The 19,862-nt window shown below is 73.0% G+C and carries 17 protein-coding genes; 8 read left to right on the top strand and 9 right to left on the bottom strand.

From position 1 onward, the window contains the following. Positions 1–48 precede the first annotated feature (48 nt). The gene (locus AQI88_RS09080; protein WP_066994718.1) at positions 49–744 is read left to right on the top strand and encodes a peptidoglycan-binding domain-containing protein; all 696 of its coding nucleotides are present in this window, start codon (positions 49–51) and stop codon (positions 742–744) included. Between the two features lie 47 nt (positions 745–791). Continuing rightward, positions 792–983, top strand: coding sequence for a hypothetical protein (locus tag AQI88_RS45860; RefSeq protein ID WP_159050323.1), 192 nt, complete (start codon positions 792–794; stop codon positions 981–983). A 64-nt stretch (positions 984–1,047) separates the two neighbouring features. Here AQI88_RS45860 and AQI88_RS09075 read toward each other — a convergent pair whose 3' ends face one another. From AQI88_RS09075 to AQI88_RS09050, 6 genes are all read right to left on the bottom strand, one after another. Beyond that, positions 1,048–3,438: a SpoIIE family protein phosphatase gene (locus tag AQI88_RS09075; RefSeq protein ID WP_066994715.1), complete on the bottom strand. Its 2,391-nt coding sequence runs from the start codon at positions 3,436–3,438 to the stop codon at positions 1,048–1,050. 90 nt (positions 3,439–3,528) lie between these two features. Further along, complete coding sequence (locus AQI88_RS09070; RefSeq protein WP_066994712.1) at positions 3,529–3,909, bottom strand: hypothetical protein; 381 nt, start codon at positions 3,907–3,909, stop codon at positions 3,529–3,531. A gap of 449 nt (positions 3,910–4,358) precedes the next feature. Beyond that, complete coding sequence (locus AQI88_RS09065) at positions 4,359–5,276, bottom strand: MurR/RpiR family transcriptional regulator (RefSeq protein ID WP_066994708.1); 918 nt, start codon at positions 5,274–5,276, stop codon at positions 4,359–4,361. 81 nt (positions 5,277–5,357) lie between these two features. Then, positions 5,358–7,085, bottom strand: a complete 1,728-nt coding sequence (locus AQI88_RS09060; RefSeq protein ID WP_066994705.1) for an ArnT family glycosyltransferase — start codon at positions 7,083–7,085, stop codon at positions 5,358–5,360. Positions 7,086–7,177: 92 nt separating this feature from the next. After that, entirely contained in the window at positions 7,178–9,103 is a 1,926-nt protein-coding gene (locus tag AQI88_RS09055) for a phosphatase PAP2 family protein (RefSeq protein WP_066994702.1), read from the bottom strand. A gap of 177 nt (positions 9,104–9,280) precedes the next feature. After that, positions 9,281–10,180, bottom strand: a complete 900-nt coding sequence (locus AQI88_RS09050) for an N-acetylglucosamine kinase (RefSeq protein ID WP_066994699.1) — start codon at positions 10,178–10,180, stop codon at positions 9,281–9,283. Between the two features lie 237 nt (positions 10,181–10,417). Between AQI88_RS09050 and AQI88_RS09045 the strand changes: the two genes are divergently transcribed. From AQI88_RS09045 to AQI88_RS09025, 5 genes are all read left to right on the top strand, one after another. Further along, on the top strand, positions 10,418–11,539 hold the full coding sequence (locus AQI88_RS09045) for an ROK family transcriptional regulator (RefSeq protein ID WP_066994696.1): 1,122 nt from the start codon (positions 10,418–10,420) through the stop codon (positions 11,537–11,539). A gap of 275 nt (positions 11,540–11,814) precedes the next feature. After that, complete coding sequence (locus AQI88_RS09040; protein WP_066994693.1) at positions 11,815–13,146, top strand: ABC transporter substrate-binding protein; 1,332 nt, start codon at positions 11,815–11,817, stop codon at positions 13,144–13,146. A gap of 54 nt (positions 13,147–13,200) precedes the next feature. Then, a complete protein-coding gene (locus AQI88_RS09035) occupies positions 13,201–14,181 on the top strand; it encodes a carbohydrate ABC transporter permease (RefSeq protein WP_066994690.1) in 981 nt (326 codons plus the stop codon). A gap of 18 nt (positions 14,182–14,199) precedes the next feature. After that, positions 14,200–15,078: a carbohydrate ABC transporter permease gene (locus AQI88_RS09030; RefSeq protein WP_066994687.1), complete on the top strand. Its 879-nt coding sequence runs from the start codon at positions 14,200–14,202 to the stop codon at positions 15,076–15,078. A 7-nt stretch (positions 15,079–15,085) separates the two neighbouring features. Beyond that, complete coding sequence (locus AQI88_RS09025) at positions 15,086–16,915, top strand: hypothetical protein (protein WP_066994685.1); 1,830 nt, start codon at positions 15,086–15,088, stop codon at positions 16,913–16,915. Here the strand turns inward: AQI88_RS09025 and AQI88_RS09020 are convergent. Continuing rightward, the gene (locus AQI88_RS09020) at positions 16,899–17,558 is read right to left on the bottom strand and encodes a nucleoside/nucleotide kinase family protein (RefSeq protein ID WP_066994682.1); all 660 of its coding nucleotides are present in this window, start codon (positions 17,556–17,558) and stop codon (positions 16,899–16,901) included. The genes AQI88_RS09025 and AQI88_RS09020 overlap by 17 nt on opposite strands. Before the next feature lie 86 nt (positions 17,559–17,644). Here AQI88_RS09020 and AQI88_RS09015 point away from each other — a divergent pair, with 86 nt between their 5' ends. After that, positions 17,645–18,385, top strand: coding sequence for an HAD family hydrolase (locus AQI88_RS09015; RefSeq protein ID WP_066994679.1), 741 nt, complete (start codon positions 17,645–17,647; stop codon positions 18,383–18,385). Positions 18,386–18,570: 185 nt separating this feature from the next. Here the strand turns inward: AQI88_RS09015 and AQI88_RS09010 are convergent, their stop codons facing one another. Both AQI88_RS09010 and AQI88_RS09005 read right to left on the bottom strand, forming a co-directional pair. Continuing rightward, on the bottom strand, positions 18,571–19,464 hold the full coding sequence (locus AQI88_RS09010) for a M48 family metalloprotease (RefSeq protein WP_066994676.1): 894 nt from the start codon (positions 19,462–19,464) through the stop codon (positions 18,571–18,573). Further along, positions 19,461–19,844, bottom strand: coding sequence for a BlaI/MecI/CopY family transcriptional regulator (locus tag AQI88_RS09005; protein WP_079057471.1), 384 nt, complete (start codon positions 19,842–19,844; stop codon positions 19,461–19,463). The genes AQI88_RS09010 and AQI88_RS09005 overlap by 4 nt, the downstream gene beginning before the upstream one ends. Positions 19,845–19,862: the final 18 nt, after the last annotated feature.

Below are 19,862 nucleotides of genomic sequence, written 5' to 3'. Positions count from 1 at the left end.
GCACGGGAACCGCGGACTCCCGTGCGCACGGGACGGAAGGAGAGCAGGGTGCCGACACCGCCCGACCCTGAAGAGCCGCACTCCGGACCGGTCCTCGAACCCGTCCGGGTCGTGCGTCTGCGCCGCTTCGACGCCCTCGCGGAGCTGATGCGGGAGATGCGCCCGGAGCCGGAGGCGTACGAGTCCTTCGCTTCGGCCTCCCGGCCCGACGCCCCCACGGCACGGGCACCCCATGCCGCCGAGGAGGAGACCCAGGAGCTGCCGCCCTTCGCCGCCCCCGGCCGGCTCGCCCCGGGTGTCTTCGGACCGGGTCCCGGGCTCCGCCGGGCCGCCGTCGCCGTGGCCGTCGGCGCGGCTGCGCTCGTCGGCTTCGGCTGTGCTCTCCTGCTCCCCGCCCGTCAGGAGGCCAGTGCGACCCCACGGCCCTCCCGCCCCGCCACCACGGCCCCGCCCACCACCACGGCACCGGCAGCCCCCGCCACTCACTCCGCCGACCCCGACGGCGCCGGCACCCTCCGCCAGGGCGACACCGGCCCCGAGGTCGCCGACCTGCAGCAGCGCCTGCTGCGCATCCCCGACGTCTACCGCGGTGGCTCCACCAACGGCACCTACGACGTGGTTCTGACCGAGGCCGTGGCCCGCTTCCAGCTCTGGTACGGCATCAGCGGCGACGAGACCGGCGTGTACGGCAACGACACCCGCCGCGCGCTGGAATCCCGGACGAGCCTCACCGACGGCGGCTGATCAGCGGGTCCGGGCTCGAACACCAGGCAAGGCCTCGGGAAATCCCCATGGACGACCGGCCGCCGGGCCCCACCATGGGCAGTCACCCTGCGGTCCGCCGCCGGGCGCACCTCGCACCACGAACGAAGGCCACGCCGATGACCGGCTCCCGCATCCCGGGTCTGCTCGTGCCCGCCGTCTTCCTGCTGGCTCTGGCCGTCGGCGTCTGCTGGTACTGGCGGCACCGCGACGACGATTGACGGCGGCCACAGAGATCTGCGACGACCGGCCGTGTCCTGAGGGGCACCGCGGGCGGGGATCCGGCTACTCCTCCTGCGCCGGCATCCGGATGTCCAGCACGCACACGTCGTCCCGCCGCTCGTCCGCCAGCATCGTGGCGAGCAGCGCCTCCAGGGAACCGGCCCCGCCGCGGCCGTCCGCGCGGACCGCGTCGGCCAGGCGGGCGAAGGCCGCGTCGATGTCCTCGCCGGGACGCTCCACCAGGCCGTCGGTGTACAGCACCAGCCGGTCCCCGGGTTCCAGGCGGAGCTCGGCCGACTCGAAGACCGGGTTCGCACTCGCCCCGAGCAGCATGCCCCCGGGGCGGTCGAGGTAGCGCACCTCGCCGCGGCGCACGAGCAGCGGCGGCGGATGGCCGGCCTGGGCCCACGCGAGAACATGGGTACCGGGGTCGTAGCGGGCGAGGACCATGGTGGCGGTGGTCCGGTCGTCCCGGGAATGCAGCAGCAGCCGGTTCAGCCGGGCGAGGGCCCCGGTCAGCGAGGAGCCCGTACTGACCATGCCCTTGGCGGCGAACCGGAGCTGGGCCATCGTCGCCACCGCGCCGATGCCGTGGCCCACCACGTCACCGACCGCGAACAGGGCGGCGTCGTCGGGCAGTTCGATGGCGCTGAACCAGTCGCCGCCGACATGGATGCCCGACTGGGCGGGCAGATAGGCGACTTCGATGCGCAACCCGGCCAGCCGCACCGGCTTGCTGGGCAGCGGCAGCAGCGCGTGCTGCAGCCGCGCGGCCAGGGCACGCTCGGCCTGCAGGATCCCGCGCTGCAGCAGCATCGCGCGCTCGCTCTCCACCAACGCGAGTTCGGCGCTGCGCTGCGCGGTGAGGTCCTGCACGAAGCCGTGCACCTCGGCGGGGGTGCCGTCCGGATCCGCCACGGCCTCCGCGACGATCCTGAGGTGCCGTACGCCCTCGGGCGCGTCGATGCGGAACGGCACGTCGAACGGCCGTGCACGCAGGACGAGTTCGGCGATCGAGTGGGCCAGGGCGCCCGCGTCCTCGGGCAGGACCAGGTCCGCCAGCCGCTCCAGGCGCACCGGTCCGCCTGCGGGGTCCAGGCCGAGGACGGTGTAGGCCTGCGCGGACCAGGCGATCTCCCCGGTGAGCAGGTTCCAGTTGGCCCAGCCGAGGTTGCCGAGCCGCTGGACGTCGGCCAGACGCTGCTCCTGGCGGTCCACCGGGGCGTGCCGCAGCCAGGTCACCAGCAGCCCGTCGCCCAGCGGCGCCGCCCGTACCGAGTACGTGGCGGTCACGGGCACCCCGTCGGCGACGTCCTCGTAGGCGAACGGCTCGCTCTCGAACGGCACCCCGGTGATGAGCGCATCCAGGTAGCCGTGCCACAGCGGCTCGCCCGCGACGGACGGACAGCTCTCCAGGATGTGTCTGCCCACCATGTCCCGTCCGGCCCGGCCCAGTACGTCGACCGCGTCGGGTGTGGCGGCGTCGATGCGGTAGTCCGCCACCTCGCCGGAGGGGGCGCGCAGCGGGGTCAGCAGGATCGCCGCTCCCGGCAGTGCGTCGAACACGCTCTGCACGGCCTGGGCGGCGCCGCCCTCGGGGCGTTCCGGCGGGGTGTCGAAGGCGCGCAGCCGGCCGGCGCACAACCGGACCACGCCCCGCAGCAGTTCCCGCTCGCGCGGTGCGAACGGTCCGTCCCGCCGGCGCAGTACGCCGAGGGCGAAGCCCGCGCCGTCGCCGGCGGGCACGGGCAGCCAGGCCCGCGACAGCCACCGCTCGGGCGGGTCCCCGATCAGCAGGTGGAGCTGCCGGTCCGCGGCGGTGTCCTCCAGCCAGCGCGGCTCGCCCACCCTCAGGGCGTCGATCGGGGCGACCCCGCTCAGGGGCGGCACCCGATGCCACTGCGCGGCGAGCGTCCCGTCGACTCCGGCGTGCCCGACCAGTTCCAGCCCGCCCTCGGGCAGCCGCTCGTACAGCAGCACGGCGTCGGCGCCCGCCTCGGGCGTCAGGTGCTCCAGCAGGCATCCGGCCAGTTCCTGAGGCGATCCGACCCGGACCAGGTCCCGGCCGATGTGGCCGAGCACCTCCGCGAGGTCGTCGGTACCGGCGGGTGCGGCCTCCCAGGTGGCGGCCGCCGTGGGCCGTGCGGCTCCGGCTGCCGCGGCCCCGGGGGCGTCCTGCTGCGGCGGAACCAGGGCGCCCAGCGTGAGCCAGCACTCCTCCAGGAGCGTGCGGTTGTCGGCCTCGGCACGCCGCAGCAGCTCGTCGTGGGCGGCGGCGGGGGAGCAGCCGGTCGTCGCCATCAGCGCACCCTTGGCGCGCTCCAGCACGGCCGAGAGCGCGGCCACGTCCCGCAGCCGCTCCATCTCGGCGCGCTGCCGGGCCACGACCGTGGCCGACGCCGCCGGATCGGCGCCGTTGCCGGGGTCCGCGGGACGCGCGGGCTCGCTCGTCACGCGACGAGCATGGCACACCTCGGCCCGTCAGATCACTCGTCTGCCACGTTCGGCTTCGTGCATGGGGGGCGGGCCCGGCGGGCGGTTCGCTCAGCGGCCGGGGCCGCGTCCGACCAGTGCGTCGCTGACCGCGCGGACACTGCGCGCGATGTGCTGAAGCTGCATGACCTCGGCCGCGTACAGCTTGATCGTGTGCTCGATCACCGACTCGGGCAGACCGAGCATGGGCAGCTCGGCCCGAGCGGTCTGCAGGGCCGTCCGGGCCACCCGGATCTCCTGCTGGACCTGGAGCTGCGCGTGCCGGGCGAGCAGCACGGGATGCCGGATCAGCGCCGGGTAGCTGGCGTAGCGCGCCGGGATCAGCTCGCGCAGCCACTTGGCCGCCGAGCGTTCCCAGTCGTAGCTGCCCGGCGTCTTGACCTGACAGGGCCAGTCGGGACTGATGCGCGTGGTGGTCAGGGGCATGTTCATCGCTTCCGGTGTGCGGCGTCGTGAGGGTGGTCCGACGGTTTGGGGCGGCCCCGGTCTAGGGGATGACCGGGGCCGCCACGGGCGCATCGCCGAGGCGGTGCGCCACCGAACACCCCGGGCGCCGACGTGGGTAGGACACGGCGGCTGGGGATGTCCGTACGGGGGCCCCGGGCGACGGGAACCGGCGCGGCGGGCGGGCTTGCGTGCGCATGGCGGTCCGTCGGCTTTCTCGGGGCGGTGTGCGAGCGGCGAACCCGCGGGTGCGGACCGTGCCCGGAGTGGGCCGGACGCGATCCGTGAGCAGTATTTATATATGCCGTCCGCTTTGCAAGACGTATGAAAACATTCATGCGCGATATGTGGCGAATGATCCCCGGCTGGCGAATGATCCCCGTGGCCGGGGCGCTCGCCAGGAAGAACTGCGGGGACGGTCCGCCCCGGCGAAAGGATCAGTCCCGGAGGAAGAACTGGTGCTGGTCGGCCACCTGCTCGTACTTCTCCAGGCGGGCCTGTGTGCGCTCCGGATCGGCGTCGGTCATGGCCTGCAGCAGCGCCGCGGCCAGCATGCCGGGGGCCCCGTAGGAGTCGAAGACCAGACGGGAGCCGGTGCCGGTGGCGAAGGTGACGTCGGCCTCGTCGGCCAGCGGACCGAGGGCCAGGTCGGTGATCAGCGCGACCTTCAGGCCCGCGCCGCGCGCCACCCGGAGCGCGGTGAGCGTCTCCTGCGCGTGCCGGGGCATGGCGAACGCCAGCACCCAGGTGCCGCCGGCCTCGCGCGACTGGAGCAGCGCGTCGTAGGCCACGCTGCCGCCCCGTGTCACCAGCCGTACGTCGGGATGGATACGGCGGGCGGCATAGCCGAAGTACTCGGCCAGCGACACGGAGATGCGCAGGCCCAGCACGGTCAGCGGAGTGGAGCGGGACAGCGCGCGGCCGATGCGGATCACCCGGTCGGGGTCGGCGAAGTCGCGGCGCAGGTTCTCCAGGTTCTGGATCTCGGCGTCGACGGCCGCCTGGAGCTCGTTGGCGCGGTTCTCCTCGCCGGGGCCGCCGGCCAGGGTGCTCAGCGCGATCGCCTGGAGCTTCTCCCGCAGCGCCGGGTAACCGCTGAAGCCGACCGCGGCGGCGAAGCGGGTGACGGAGGGCTGGCTGACCCCGACGCGGTCCGCCAGCTCGGTGATCGACAGAAACGCAGCCTCGGTGATGTGCTCGATCAGGTACTGGGCGACCCGCCGCTGACCCGGGGACAGCCGGGGCCCGTCGAAGAGTTCCCTGAGCTGGGAGGTCGGTGCCGCCTCGGCCTCCGGCACGGTCTTGCCCGAGGTGATCGCTGATGCCTGGGCGCGTGCATGCTGCGGCGAGGACACCGGTCTGCCTCCTTTGTCTCCCACGACCACTCAACATAGCTCACCGACCCTGGTGACCAGGGGTGGTGACGGGGCGGATGCTCACCGCCGGTACAGCGTGATCGAATCACCCACTTGATCGACCGGACGGCTCGAATCGATCAATTCGGCCAGTTCGCCCCGTGCCTTGGCGGCCGCCGAGTCCGACACGACCAGCAACCCATGCACCCGGTCCGACGGCACCTTGCGCGGATCGGAAGCACGGATGCCGTAGTACGACGGCACACCGCTGCCCTTGTAGACCAGCCACACCCGCTCGCCCGGGTACCGCTGCCGCAGGCGGTCGGCGAGCCGTCCCAGGTCCTGGCCCCAGTCCACGTTGGAGTCGTGCAGCAGCCGGTGGGTGTGCGCCGGCCCGCCGAACGCCTCGTTGGCGTACGGCAGGTAGTACGGGAACGTGCGCAGCGAACCGACCGCCACCCACAGCACCAGCAGCCCGGTCAGCAGCCCCGCCCGCCGCCACCGCAGCGCGAGCACACCGGCTCCCGCCACCGCGAGGAACATCGGCACGAACAGCGCGTACCGCGTCCCGAAGTCCCGCGAGCCCGTCATCGCCGCCGCCAGCAGCACCACGGGCGGCAGCAGCAGATACGGCGCCGCGGGCCGCAGCCGCCGTAGCGTCACGGCCGCGACGGCACCGGCCGCGCCCAGCCCGAGCAGCCCGAGCGGCGTCTTCACCAGCAGGGCGGCCGGCAGGTAGTACCAGAGCGAGCCCGTGTACACGTGCCCGAACAGGTAGCCCTGCCAGGGGTAGTCCTCCAGCCCGAACTGCACCCGCATCCCGGCCCGGTACGCGCGCGGCAGCGGCAGCAGGTCCGTCAGCCGCCCGCGCAGCCCGTGCACGGCCGGCACCGGCTCGGCGGGCACGAACCTCAGCCGCGGGTCGACCGCCAGATACGCGGCCCAGACGACGGCGACCGCCGCCAGCGCCACGACCGCCGCCCCCGCGAGCCCCAGGAGCACCCTCCGCCGCCGGTCGGCACCGCCCCGGGCGCCCCACACCGACACCCCCGCGAGCAGCATCACCACCGGGACCGCCAGCAGCGCGCTCATCTTGGTCGCCACGGCCGCCCCGAGCGCCGCCCCGGCGAGCGGCACGTACCGCAGGGGCCGGCGCCGGGCCCGCCACACCAGCCAGGCGGCCGTCAGCACGAACCCGGCCGCCGGCACGTCCAGCGTGGCCAGCGAGCCGTGCGCGATCACGTCCGGGGAGAAGGCGTACAGCGCGAGCGCCACCAGTGCGCCCACGGCACTCACCAGTTCACGGGCGAACGCGAACACGACAAGACCGAACAGCAGGGTCAGCACGATCACCGGCAGCCGCGCCCACAGCATCAGCCGCCAGGGATCGTTGCCCGACTCGTACAGCAGATGCCGGCCCACCTCGCCCTGGGTGCCGGTGGAGGACGGGTCGTAGTGCGGGCCTGCCACCGCCACGCCGGCCGCGATCAGCAGCTTGCCGAGCGGCGGGTGCTCGGGGTTGTAACGCAGCCGGTGTTCGTGCAGGTAGTCGGTGGCCGTCGCCACGTACACGGGTTCGTCGATGGTGGGCGTCTGCTGGACGGCCGTGGTGACCATCGCGGCGGCCATCTGGGCCAGCAGCAGCGCCACCAGGAGCGGCACCGGCCACCGCCGCCGGCGGCGCAGCCAGGCGTACGGACGCGCCCGGGCCGTACTGCGCGCAGGGCCGTCACCGCCGGGGGCCTCGGGTGCCAGGACCGCCCGGGCCGCCCGGACCATGGGGACCGTGTGCTGTTCGCGCGCCATCATCCGCCCCGCGGTGACACCGGCCGCGCGGTGACGGGAGCGATCGGGGACCGGATCACGGCCCCACTGTCGCACCGCTCCCGTCACCGCAGGCGTCACCGCTTCACGAGTCGTACCGACAGACCTTCTGCCGTGTACACGGGTACGGCGCGCAGCCCGTCGGAGTTCACCTCGACGCGGTCGAACTGCCCGCGCAGCCGGGGCACGTCGAGCACCGGCAGCGTGCTGCCCGCGGCCGGCGGCCGCTCGGTGTCGAGCCGCAGCGACAGCACGGCCGAACGGCCCAGCACCGCGAGGTGCTTCACGGCCAGCGGAGCCTTGCGGCCCGCGCGCAGGGTGACCTCCAGCGTGCCCGCGTCCTGGGCGTAGCCCCCGCGCAGCTTCAGCCGCTCCCCGACCTGCAGCGTGCCGTCCGAGACCCGCACGTCCCCGTGGCCGAGCGCGTCCTCGGAAGCGGCGGCCAGCGTGCCGGCCTCCAGCAACGTCCCGCCCGTGTACCGGTTGCGGCCGGTCAGCGTCAGCGTGCCCGTGCCCCGCTTGGTCAGGCCGCCGCGTCCGTCGATGTCGTTGCGCCAGCTGTCGGCCGCCGAGAAGCCGCCGGCGGCCGCGTCCATGGTGACCGTGACGTCGCCGGCGAAGGCGCCGTACCCGTCGGCTGCGGCGAACAGGTTCAGCCGCCCCCACTGCTCGAAGCCGTCGAGCAGCACGTACCCGGCGGGCAGTCCGGTGCTGCGCAGCACCTCGCGGCGCTGGGCGGCGTCCAGGTACGGCAGCCGGGTCTCCAGCAGTACCTCGGCGCCCTTGGGTACGGTCAGCGGCGCGCTGTGGCCCTGCCGGGTGAGCACATACGTCAGCCGGGGCCGGACGGAGCAGGCGTTGGCGTCCCGGTCGGCGTACGGGTCGGTGTCCGGGTGCGCGTAGGCGTGGAGGGTGTCGGCGGTGGTGCCGGTCTGTGCGGTGAAGTAGGCGAGGGCCTGGGTGCGGGCCGCCGCCTTCAGGCCGGCGTTGGCCGGGTCGGCGAGGGTGGCCGCGGCCAGCGCGGTGGCCATGACACGGCCGCCGATGACGTCGACCGTGTTGTGCATGCCCGCCACGATCCGGGTGTGGCTCAGCTCGAAGGCGCGCGTCACCAGCTCCTGGAACCGCTCCGGAACCGCGTACGCGTATGCCAGCGCGGCCAGGTGGAAGGCGTTGGTGTGACCGCTCGGGAAGCCGCCGTCGTCGGTCGGGGAGGTGCCGCGCTGGCGCAGCAGCTGCGGGGCGACGACCACGTCGGACGCGTACACCGGGTAGCCGAACGCGTCGGTCTTCCCGGTGTCGACCACCTCGCTGTCCTCGTTCATGCGCCACGGACGCGGGTACTGGTAGGCGTACTTGGCCGGGTTGCCGGAGGCGTACGGGCCGCGCACGGTGTCGACCAGCTCGGCGACCTTGCCCAGCGCGGAGTCGTGGGAGCCTGCGCCGAGCGCCGAGCCCGCCGGGGCGTTCGCGGGTACGGCGTCGCTGACGGTGGTCGCCGGGGTGCCGTCCGGCGCGGTGGTGATCGACGTGACCGCCTTGGCACCCGCCTTGTACAGGTCGGCCAGCGGACCGAGGCCGGCGATCATCGCGTAGCTCTGGTGCTGGCGGTCGTAGACGAACGCCTCCTTCGCCTGCGCGTCCGTGCGCTCGGTGGTGATCCGGGCGCAGTAGCGCATGTTGGCGCGCAGCACCTCGGGGCGCAGCGGGGCGCCGCTGTTCCAGGCGGAGCCGGTCTTCCAGACCTGGGCGAAGCCGCCGAGGATCCGGACCACCGCGTTGGTCTCGGGGGTGAGGTTGCCGGGGACGTTGGTCCTGTAGTCGTCCACGAACGCGGCGGGTGCGGTGGCGGCCTTCGCGTCGGCGGCGGACAGCCAGGTGGCGAAGGCCGGGGCGGCGAGCACGCCGGCCGACGCGCCCAGCGAGGTCCTGAGGAAGCCGCGCCGGTTCGGGATGGTTCCACGGGCCGGCGAGGTGGAGCGGGGTCCGGCGGGTGACGGCATGCGTGTGCCTCTCTGGAATCAGGGCGGGGCCCACGAGAACGACCGGTCCGCTGTGCCGAGTTGTGCGATCCCGTGGAGAAGAAGTTGAACGAGTGAATATCTAGAGCCGGGGTGTGTCCCGCCGGGGAGACGTCGGCGACCTGTGGGTGTTCGGGAGGTGAACGCGGGACGCGCGGTTCACACGATCGAACACGCCAGCGCCATTGCCCCGTTGACGGGCGGCACCCGCAGCGGCTCCGGCCGGGCTCCGGGCAGGGCGTCGGCGAGCGCGGCGGCGAAGGCGTCGTACAGCAGCGGCTGGGTGAGGACGGTGCTGCCCGCGACCACCACGTCGTCGACGGCGACACCGCGGTCGGCGAGCCGGACGACCAGCGCGGCGAGCGAGTGGCCCCCGGCGGCTATCACCTCGCGGGCGAGCCGGGAACCCGCCTCGGCGGCCGAGAAGAGGACCGGGGCATGCCGTCCCCACTCGGCGGAGACGTCCGTGGCACGCTCCAACGCCGCGCCGAGCGCGGGCACTTCGGGCACGCCGAACGCGTCGAGCAGCCCGGCGGCCAGCGCGTCGGGCTGCGCACCGCGGTCATGGGCGGACCAGCAGGCCCGCGCGGCCTCCCGGACCAGCCCGGCCGCGCCGCCCTCGTCCCCGAGGACCGCGCCCCAGCCGCCGACCTGCACCGGCGTGCCGTCGGCCGAGCGGCCCACTGCCACCGACCCGGTGCCCGCGACCAGGCCGACGCCCTGGTCCAGCCCTGCGGCCGGTACGAGGAGTTCGGCGTCGCCCACGACCAGCGCGGGCGCGTCGAAGTGCCGTTGCAGGGCGGCGCGTATCCGCTCGCACTGGCGAGGGGTCTCACAGGCGTGCCCGCCCACGGCCAGGGCTGACACGCGCGTCCCTGCGGGCAGGGCTTCGGCGACCAGCCCGGCCAGCCAGTCGGCGGCGGCCACGGGGTCGTGCGGCCGCCAGCCACTGCTCGTGCGGACGTGGTCGGCGACCAAGGCGTCCTGGGCGAGGGCGCGCAGATGCGTCTTGGTGCCACCCACGTCGATGCCGACCACCACGGGCATGGAGTCCTGCACGGAACCTCTTTCGTCGGTGTGCTGTGCGGCGACGGCGGGCGATCCGTGTCGGAGGAACAGGAGCCGGAGCGGTAGCGAAGCCCCGGGACGGGCCTCTGGCGGAGCACGGCAGGCGAGTACCGTGAAGTTCGTTAGGAAATTAACTAACGAAGTAGGGTGCGTCAAGAGGCGCTGACTGCCGATGCCTCGCACCACCCATGCGAAGCAGATCCCTGCGGCCCGAACCTAGGGGAGACCATGAACCTGAGCGAGAGCGCCCGCGCGGTGTTCGCCGTGCTGGCCGCGGCCGGCTCTGCCACCCGCCCCCGGCTCGCTGCCGATGCGGGCCTTTCGAAGCCGACCGTCTCCGGCGCCGTGGCCGAACTCGAGACCGCGGGGCTCGCCGCCCACTCCGGCACGGCCTCCAGCGGCACCGGCCGCACCGCCGCCGTCTACCGGCTCGGGCCGGACGCCGGGGCCGTGCTCGCCGTCGACCTCGGCCCCGCCCTCACCCGGGTGCGGGGCTGCGCCCTGGACGGCACCCTGCTCGCGGAGGCCACCGGCTCCCGGGCGGATGCGGCCGACGCCCTGCGCGAGGCCCTGAAGGTGCTCCCCGCCTCGGCCCCGCTGCGCGCCATCGTCGTCGCCGTCGGCGACGTCACCGCGCGGGAGGGGGAGGGCCCCGGCATGCGTCCGGCGACCGCCAAGGCCGGCCCCGTCTTCGACGCCATGGCCGTCGCGCTGCCGCCGGGTGTTCCCGTCCACCTGGAGAACAACGTCAACTGCGCGGCGCTCGCCGAGCTCCACGAGGGCGCCGCCCGCGGCCGCCGCACCTTCGGCTATCTGCGCACCGGCGTGGGTGTCGGCCTCGGCATCGTCATCGGCGGCCAGGTGCTGCGGGGAGCCAACGGCGCCGCCGGCGAGCTGGCCCGGCTGCCCTACCCCTGGGACCAGGGCCGTGAACCGCGTCTGGAGGCCCTGGAGGAGTACATCGGCGCACACTCCTTGCTGCGGCGGGCCGCCGAGGTCTGGCAGGGCGTGGACGGCCCGTGCCCGACCACCACCGAGCGGCTCTTCGCCCTCGCCGGTCAGGGACTGCCCACGGCCCGCGCCCTCGTCGCCCGCCATGCCGCCGACGTGGGCCGGCTCGCCGCCGCCGTGGCCGCCGTACTGGATCCGGGGCTGATCGTGCTGGGCGGCAGCACCGGCGCGGACCCGCAGCTCCTGCCCGGTGTGCGGGCCGAACTGGCGCGCCTGAGCTGGCCCACCGAGGTGGTCAGCAGCACGGTCGGAGATCTGGGCACCGTCGTGGGCGCTTCCCGGCTCGCGGTCGCCCGAGGAGTCCAAACCGTGACCGAGGCGGCGCGAATGAAGGATTGACGGCTTCGGACTCGTTCTGCCAATGTCCGGACAAGCGCTTTCTAAGCCGGTCGGGACACCGGCTTGGGGCGAGCGATCCGGGCCGTACGCAGACTACGGCAACCGCACGAGGGCGTGCTCGTGGGGCACCGGCCGGGCCGGCCGGGGATCGTACCCCCCCGCACAGGCGGCGCGGCCGGGCGAGGCCGCACCCCCGGAAGGCGCACCCCGATCACATGCACCCGTGCCGCAGCGACCGGCCGGGAAATCCGTCACGCATCTCCAGGGAGGACCCGGTGGGTCACCAGTTCTCGCGCAGAACCCTCTTCCGCACCGCGAGCGGGCTGGCCGTCGCCGGCACGCTCGGCTCCACACTGGCCGCCTGTGCCGGCGGCACCGGCGCGGGCAGCGACAGCGGCAAGCTGACCATGACCTGGTGGGGCAGCGACGAGCGCCACGCCGCGTACAAGAAGGCCCTCGCGACCTTCGGGAAGAAGAACCCGAAGATCAAGATTGAGACCCGTTACTCGGGCTACGACGGCTACTTCGACCGGTTCAACACCCAGGTCGCCGGCGGCAGCGCCCCCGACCTGCTCCAGATGGACACCGCACTGGTCGCCCAGTACGCGCGCAAGGGCATCCTCGCCCCGCTCGACTCCTACGTCGGCAAGTCCCTCGACCTCACCGGCTTCTCCAAGACGCTCCTCGCCGCCGGCACCGTCGACGGCAAGCTGTACGGCGTCCCGTCCGGCATCGGCGTCAACCAGCTCACCGTCAACCGCTCCGGCCTGGAGAGGCTCGGCCTGAAGCTGCCCGACCGCGAGTGGAGCTGGAGCGACCTGAAGAAGATCGCCACCGACGTCTACAAGAAGAGCGGCGGCAAGAGTTACGGCGTCGACGACGGCGGCGGCTCCACCCTCCAGTGCTTCGAGATCTTCGCCCGTGAGAAGGGGCAGCCGTTCTTCTCCGACGACGGCAAGAAGCTCGGCTTCACCGCCGACACCCTCCAGGAGTGGTGGGAGTTCTGGGCCGGTATGCGCAAGGACCACGCCTCCCCGCCGCCGGCGATCACCTCCGCCGCGCACAACGACCTCACCAAGAACGCGGTCGTCATCGGCAAGGCCCTGTTCACCTTCGACTCCGGCGTCTACGGCGCCGGGGGCGCCATCACCGACGCCCAGCTGGACTTCCTGCCCACCCCGCAAGGCGACTGGTCCGGCGCCCGTGAGGGCAACTTCGTCAACGGCGGTGTGCTGCTGAGCGCCACCAAGGCCAGCAAGCAGGTCGCCGACTCGGTGAAGATCATGGACTTCTTCGCGCAGGACGCCACCGCCATCAAGGACATGCAGCTGTTCCGCGGCATCCCGCCGACGGAGAAGGCCCGATCGCTGATCTCCGCCGGGCTGGCCGAGACCGACAAGCTGAACATGGCGAACGCCGACTACATCTCCCAGCGGGTCGGCAAGGCCGGCAACGCGCTGCCCGCGCCCGTGCCCCCGCCCAAGGGCGCCGACCAGATCTGGGACCTGCTCTTCCAGTCCAACCTGGCCGTCGCCTTCGGCAAGAAGTCCATCAAGGCGCAGCTGAGCGAGTTCTTCGACCAGGCGCAGTCCGTCCTCGCGGGCTAGCCGCCCGTCGCAGCACAGCTTCAGTACCGGGAGAGGGCCAGGGAGAAGATGAGCATGACCACCGCCAAGAGCGACGAGGTCGCGGGTCAGGGGCCTGCGGCCCCGGCGACCCCCGCCGACCGGCGCGAGCGCGAACGGATGCGCCGGCGCGCCGCGAGACGGCGCGGCGGGGGCTGGTGGCCGTATCTCTTCCTGGCCCCCTGGTTCGTCGGCCTGTTCGGTCTGACGATCTACCCGATGCTGGACTCGCTGTACCTGTCCTTCACGGACTTCGACCTGCTCTCGCCCGCCAAGTGGGTCGGCACCGAGAACTACTCGCGCATGTTCACCGACGACCCGGTCTTCTGGGACTCGGTGCACGCGACCCTCCTGTACGTCGTCGTCTCCGTCCCGCTGAAGCTGGCGCTCGCGCTCGGCGTGGCGATGCTGCTCAACCGGGACCTCAAGGGCATCGGCCTGTACCGGGCCGCCTTCTATCTGCCCTCGCTGCTGGGCGGAGCGGTGGCCATCGCCATCGTGTGGCGCCAGGTCTTCGGCGGCGACGGCCTGTTCAACGACTTCCTCGGCTGGTTCGGCATCAAGGGCCAGGACTGGATCTCCAGCCCCGACTCCGCGCTCTACACGCTCGTCCTGCTGGCCGTCTGGCAGTTCGGCACCCCGATGGTCATCTTCCTCGCAGGTCTCAAGCAGCTGCCGAAGGATGTGTACGAGGCGGCCGCGATCGACGGCGCCCGGCCCGTCACCCGGTTCTTCCGGATCACCCTGCCGCTGCTCACCCCGATCGTCTTCTTCAACCTGGTCCTGCAGATCATCGACGCGTTCAAGACGTTCACACCCGCCTTCGTGATCAGCAACGGCACCGGCGGACCGCTCAACTCGACCATGCTGTACTCCCTCTACCTGTACAAGAAGGGCTTCACCGACCTGCAGATGGGGTACGCCTCGGCGCTGGCCTGGGTGCTGTTCCTGGTCATCGCCGGCTTCACGGCGGTCAACTTCGTCGCCAGCCGCTACTGGGTCCACTACGACGACTGAGCGAGGAGCCTCCGTCCCATGTCCGCCTTCACCCCGAACGCGTCGCCGCTGAACAAGCTCCGCTCGCTCACCGGCTCCCGCCGCATCCTCGTCCACACGCTGCTGATCGGCGTGGCGATCGTCATGCTGTACCCGCTGCTGTGGATGCTCAGCAGCTCGCTCAAGCCCGACACCGAGATCTTCACCCACCCGGGGCTGATCCCGAACAAGCTCCAGCCGGAGAACTACTCCAAGGGCTGGAGCGGCTCCGGCAACTCCTTCTCGCTCTACATCACCAATTCGCTGATCGTCACGATCGGCGCGGTGATCGGGAACGTGATCTCCTGCTCGCTGGCCGCCTTCGCCTTCGCGCGCCTCGAGTTCCGCGGCAAGAAGATCTGGTTCGGCCTGATGCTCGGCACGCTGATGCTGCCCACGCAGGCCGTCCTGATCCCGCAGTACACGATCTTCTACAACCTGACGTGGATCAACACGTACCTGCCGCTGATCGTGCCGAAGTTCCTCGCGGTGGACGCCTTCTTCATCTTCCTGATGGTCCAGTTCATCCGCTCCATCCCACGCGAGCTGGACCAGGCGGCCATGATGGACGGCGCCAACCCCCTGCAGATCTACTGGAAGATCATCCTGCCGCTGATGAAGCCGGCCCTGATCACCACCACGATCTTCACCTTCATCTGGACGTACGACGACTTCCTGCACCAGCTCGTCTACCTTCAGCAGAACGACAAGTTCACGGTCCCCCTCGGGCTGACCCTCTTCCTGGACCAGACGAGCGGCTCCTCCTACGGTGCAATGTTCGCCATGTCGACCATCGCGCTTGCGCCCACGCTCATCTGCTTCCTCTTCTTCCAGAAGAGGCTGGTCGAAGGCATGGCGACCTCAGGAATGAAGGGCTGATCCACTCGTGCATCTCCCTCACCAGCGCGGCCCGCTGCACGACCTCCCGGACACCGAGCAGGCGTACGACGCCGTCCTCGCCGACGTCACCGAGCAGGCCCTGGCCCGCCTCACGCCCGAAGGCAACCTGGAACATCCCGACGCCGGCGACGACATCGGCGACACCTCCCTCGGCATCACCTCCCTGCTCGCCCTCGCCTGGCAGCGCGGCAAGGACCCGCGCCTGCCCGAGGCCGTGCGCCGCAGCCTCGCCTTCCATCTGCGCGAGCGCGTCTACACCGAGGACAACCCCGGTTACCCCAACCTCCGCAGCACCGGCTCCGGCCTGCCGTACGCCCGTTACGTGCTCGAAGCGGGCGCGCACCCCGTCGGTGACTGGCCGAGCACGGTGTGGGCGCTCCTCCAGGCGGTCAACGTCCTCGATGCGGCCGACGGCCTCCTGGGCGACGACCAGCGCACCGCGCTCACGCAGGTGGCGCAGGGCTACTGGCGCTGGCTGACCGAGGCGGCCTTCTTCAACCCGCAGGAGGCGGGCAACCAGGCCATCGGCTGTGTGGTCGGCGGCCTGATGCTGGCCCGCCATCTCCCCGCAGAAGAAGGAGAGCCGGTCCGCGCCCGCGCGCTCGCCCTGTACGCCGACGAGATCCGCGCCCACCGGGTCCGCGACCGGGGTGCCCTGCTGCCGCCCGAGCACGGCGGGGCGTACGACAACAACTACGGCCCGATCTCCCTGTCCTTCCTCGCCCAGGCCCACCGGGTCAGCGGCGCGGAGGTGTTCGCCGAGGACGGCGCCGCGCTCGCCCGCTACATCGACGCCCGCCTGACCAGCGGCGGCTTCGACAACGGCGGCCCCCGCTACAGCGAACAGCACTCCGGGTTCGAATCCGTCCTGGGCCTGCGCTACTTCAGCGCGCGCATCGGCGCCGACCTGGGCCGTTACCGGGGCGACACCCGCTGGGGCCGGCACGCGGTCCGGCGTGACGGCCTGATCGACGGGCACTTCGCCTTCATGCTGGTCTGGCAGATCCAGGACCCCACCCGCTGGCACCGCACCCCTTCGGCCGCCCCCGCCCGCCACCAACTGCGCTCCGGCACGGTCTCCGTCGCCTTCGACAGCCGGATGACTCCCTCGCTCGTCGAAGCCGCGGGCACCTACTACCTGCCCGCGGCCGTACGCCGCCAGCACGGGTTCGGTCCGGTCACGGACGGCTTCCTGCTGTGCCGCCCCATGGGCGAGGTGCGCGTCCGGGACATCCGCGCCGACGGGCTCGCTGCCAAGCTGGTCACCAAGCCGGTCGTCGGCCGCGACCATGTGCTGCGGCACGTACGGTCGTTGTACGTCACCGACGGCACCGGCCTGTGGGTGACGGTCGCCGTCGAACGGCTCGAGGGGGCGCCCTACCTGCTGTCCGGGCTGCCGTACGCGGCCGACGACGGCGACCGGGTGCGCCGTGTCGCCGAGGGCGAGGTCGCCTCCGCGGGCGGGCTGCGCCTCACCCATCCCGTGGAAGGGAGCCCCGACCACTTCGACGCGCGCGCCGAACTCACCCAGCAGCAGGCGGCGTTCGCGCTCGCCGCCGATCCGCGCGGCTACGGCAACCCCGACGAGGGCTGGCGCCATCTGGTCAGCTCCACCGCGCTGGAGGCGGACCCGGCGCCGGGCGCCCCGCAGGGGCTGCACGTGTTCGCCGTACGGTACGGCCCCGGCGGCCCCTTCGCGCCGTCCTTCGACAGCGATGAGCGGGACCTGACCGTGCGCACCGAGGCGTTCACCGCCGTGCTCGGGGATCCGGCGGGCGACGCCGTCGGTGAACCTGTTCTTACGTTGAGGGCCTGAGCGCGGGCAGCGCGCCGGGCGGCAGCACCAGGTCCGCCCGCTCCCGCGTCGCGGCGATCAGGTCGGCGTTGCGCTGGTCCGTCCCCAGCACCCAGGCCACGGCCGCCTCGTGGTCCTTGCCGAACTCCTCGTGCCGGGCGACCAGCCGCCGGATGCGCTCCTGCTCGTCCGTCTCACAGAACCACACCTCGTCCAGGCACGGCCACACCCGCGCCCACGAACCCTCCGCCAGAAGAAGGTAGTTGCCCTCGGTCACCACCAGCCGGGCGGCCGACGGCACCGGGATCGCGCCCGCAAGGGGCTGTTCCAGCACCCGCTCGAACCCGGGCGCGTACACCACCTCGTCGGTCTCCTCACGCAGCCTGTGCAGCAGCGCCGCGTACCCGGCCGCGTCGAAGGTGTCCGGCGCTCCCTTGCGCTCCCGCCGGCCCAGCCGGTCCAGCTCGGCGTCGGCCAGATGGAAACCGTCCATGGGCACGTGCGCCACCCAGGGCGGGCCGTCGGCGTTCAGGGCGTGCACCAGGTGCTCGGCGAGCGTGGACTTGCCCGCGCCGGGGCTGCCCGCGATACCGAGGATCGCGCGCCGTCCGCCCCGGGTGAGGGCGCGGGCACGGGTGAGGAGGTCGTCGAAGGTCAGCGGCACACAGCAGAGTGTGTCACCCGAAGTCCGCGCACCGTATGACGCGCGCCACCCAGGGCAGGCCGCCCGGTGGGGGCACAGTGCCGGGTATGACTGAGCTCGGTCTGCCCGACACCATCCTGGCCTGTCTCTTCGACCTCGACGGGGTCGTCACCAAGACGGCCGTCGTGCACGCGGCTGCCTGGAAGGAGACGTTCGACGCGTTCCTGTACGCCTACGAGGGTGCGCGAGGGCGGCCGTTCGACCAGGTCGCCGACTACGACGAGTACGTCGACGGACGCCCGCGCGCCGACGGCGTCCGCGCCTTCCTCGCCTCGCGCGGCATCCACCTGCCCGAGGGCACCCCCGGCGACCCGCCGGACGCCCGCACCGTCCACGGCCTCGGCAACCGCAAGAACGGCCTGCTCCTGGAGAGGATCCGCACCGGCGGTGTGGAGGCCTACGACGACACCCTGCGCTATCTGGAGGCCGTGCGCGCACACGGCCTGCGCACCGCGATCGTCTCCTCCAGCGCCAACTGCCGGGACATGCTGCGCGCCGTCGGCGCCGAGCACTTCTTCGACGTGCGGATCGACGGCGTGGTCGCCGCCGAGCGGCACCTGCCGGGCAAGCCGCACCCCGACACCTTCCTGGCCGCCGCCCGCGACCTGGGCGTCGAGGCGGCGCAGGCGGCCGTCTTCGAGGACGCGCTGGCCGGCATGGACGCGGGCCGTGCGGGCGGCTTCGGATACGTCGTCGGCGTCGACCGCGCCGGCCAGAGCGATGCCCTGTACGCGCACGGCGCGAGCGTCGTCGTCAGGGACCTCGCCGAGCTGGGAGGCAAGCGGTGATCACCACCGGTCGTACCCGGTCGAGCCGTGGACCGTGCGCGAGACGGATCCGGGCCTCCACGTCCTCGCCCGGAGCGAGTCGGTGTTCGCGCGGGAGCCGCTGACGGTGGGCACCGGCGAGGCCGCCGTTCACTCCGTGCCCCCCCGAGCGGCCCGGGCACCGGGCCCCGGACTCCGGCCGAGCGTCAGGTCAGCACCCCGGACAGCAGACCGAGCAGGTCGCCCGTCGCGTCCGCGGCGAGCAGCGCCGGAAGCATGCCCAGGGTGAGGACGGCCGCCGCCGCGGACCACAGGTGCGGCGGCGGGCTCGCCTGGAGCGCCGCGATCCGGCGGGTGACGGCACGGTCGGTGAAGTTCAGGGCGCACGCCGAGCGGGCCCGGCCGGCGGTGAGCGCGGCACGGGCCAGGGCACGGGCGGTGGCCCGCCGGTCCCCGACGGCGGCCGCCGCCTGCTCGTCCGCCCAGCGCTCCACGAGGAAGACCACGGCCGAACGGACCGGTGCGAGCAGCGGGTTGGCCGCCGCGGCGAGCGTGGCCGCCGTCACCAGCGGCCCGTGCCGGTGCGCCAGATGCGCGCGCTCGTGGGCGAGCAGCACCCGCCGCTCGCCCGGCTCCAGCGCGCTCAGCATCGCGGAGGTGACCAGGATCCGGCCCGGCCGGCCCGGAATCGCGAACGCCTGCGGCACGTCGGAGGCGGCGACGATCAACTCCGTGTCCGCGGGCTGCCCCGCGCACAGCCGCCTCAGCGCCCGCCGCGTGCACCGCTCGGCGTGCACCGCCCGGTGCACCCGCCACACGACGACGGCCAGCGCCACACCCGCGGCGACGCCGATCACCTCCGGCACCGGATCCACCAGCCGGTGCCCGTCCTCGCGGGCCTCCCGGACCACCGGCGGCGCGTCCCCGAGGAGCGCCGCCACCAGCAGGACCAGCGACCAGGTCGTGGCCGCCGCGGTCACCACGGCCGCCGACGTCAGCACGCGCGCGGCGAGCGCCGGGGCCACCCGGCCCACGATCACCGGGGCGACGAAGGACAGCAGCAGCGACAACAGCAGTGAGGTGTACACGTCGAACCTCATGCGCCGCCTCCGGCGAGCAGTTCGCGCAGCGCCCGCTCCTCCTCGGGGCTCAGGCCGGTCACGAACTGCTGGAGCGCCGCGATCGGGTCAGGGCCGCGGTCGAGGGCTTCGTGCATCGCCTCTGCGGTCAGCTCCGCCGCGTTCTTCGCCGGCCGGTACGCGCCGCGCCGCCCGTCGGCGTCACGCAGCACCAGCCCCTTGTCGAACAGGCGCTTGAGGATGGTGTGCACCGTGTTGTAGGCGAGGCCGCCGTCGATCTCGGCCTGGATCTCCGCCGGGGTCAGCGGCCGGTCGGTGGCCCAGAGGGTGGCCAGCACCTCGCTCTCCAGCGCCCCGGCGCTGCGCCGCTCCACCCTGCCGCGGGACCCTGTGCCAGCCATGGCCCAACCTTACAGCGC

The organism is Streptomyces cellostaticus, assembly GCF_001513965.1.
GTDB lineage: Bacteria > Actinomycetota > Actinomycetes > Streptomycetales > Streptomycetaceae > Streptomyces > Streptomyces cellostaticus.
This window is presented reverse-complemented; position numbering and strand designations above follow the sequence as displayed.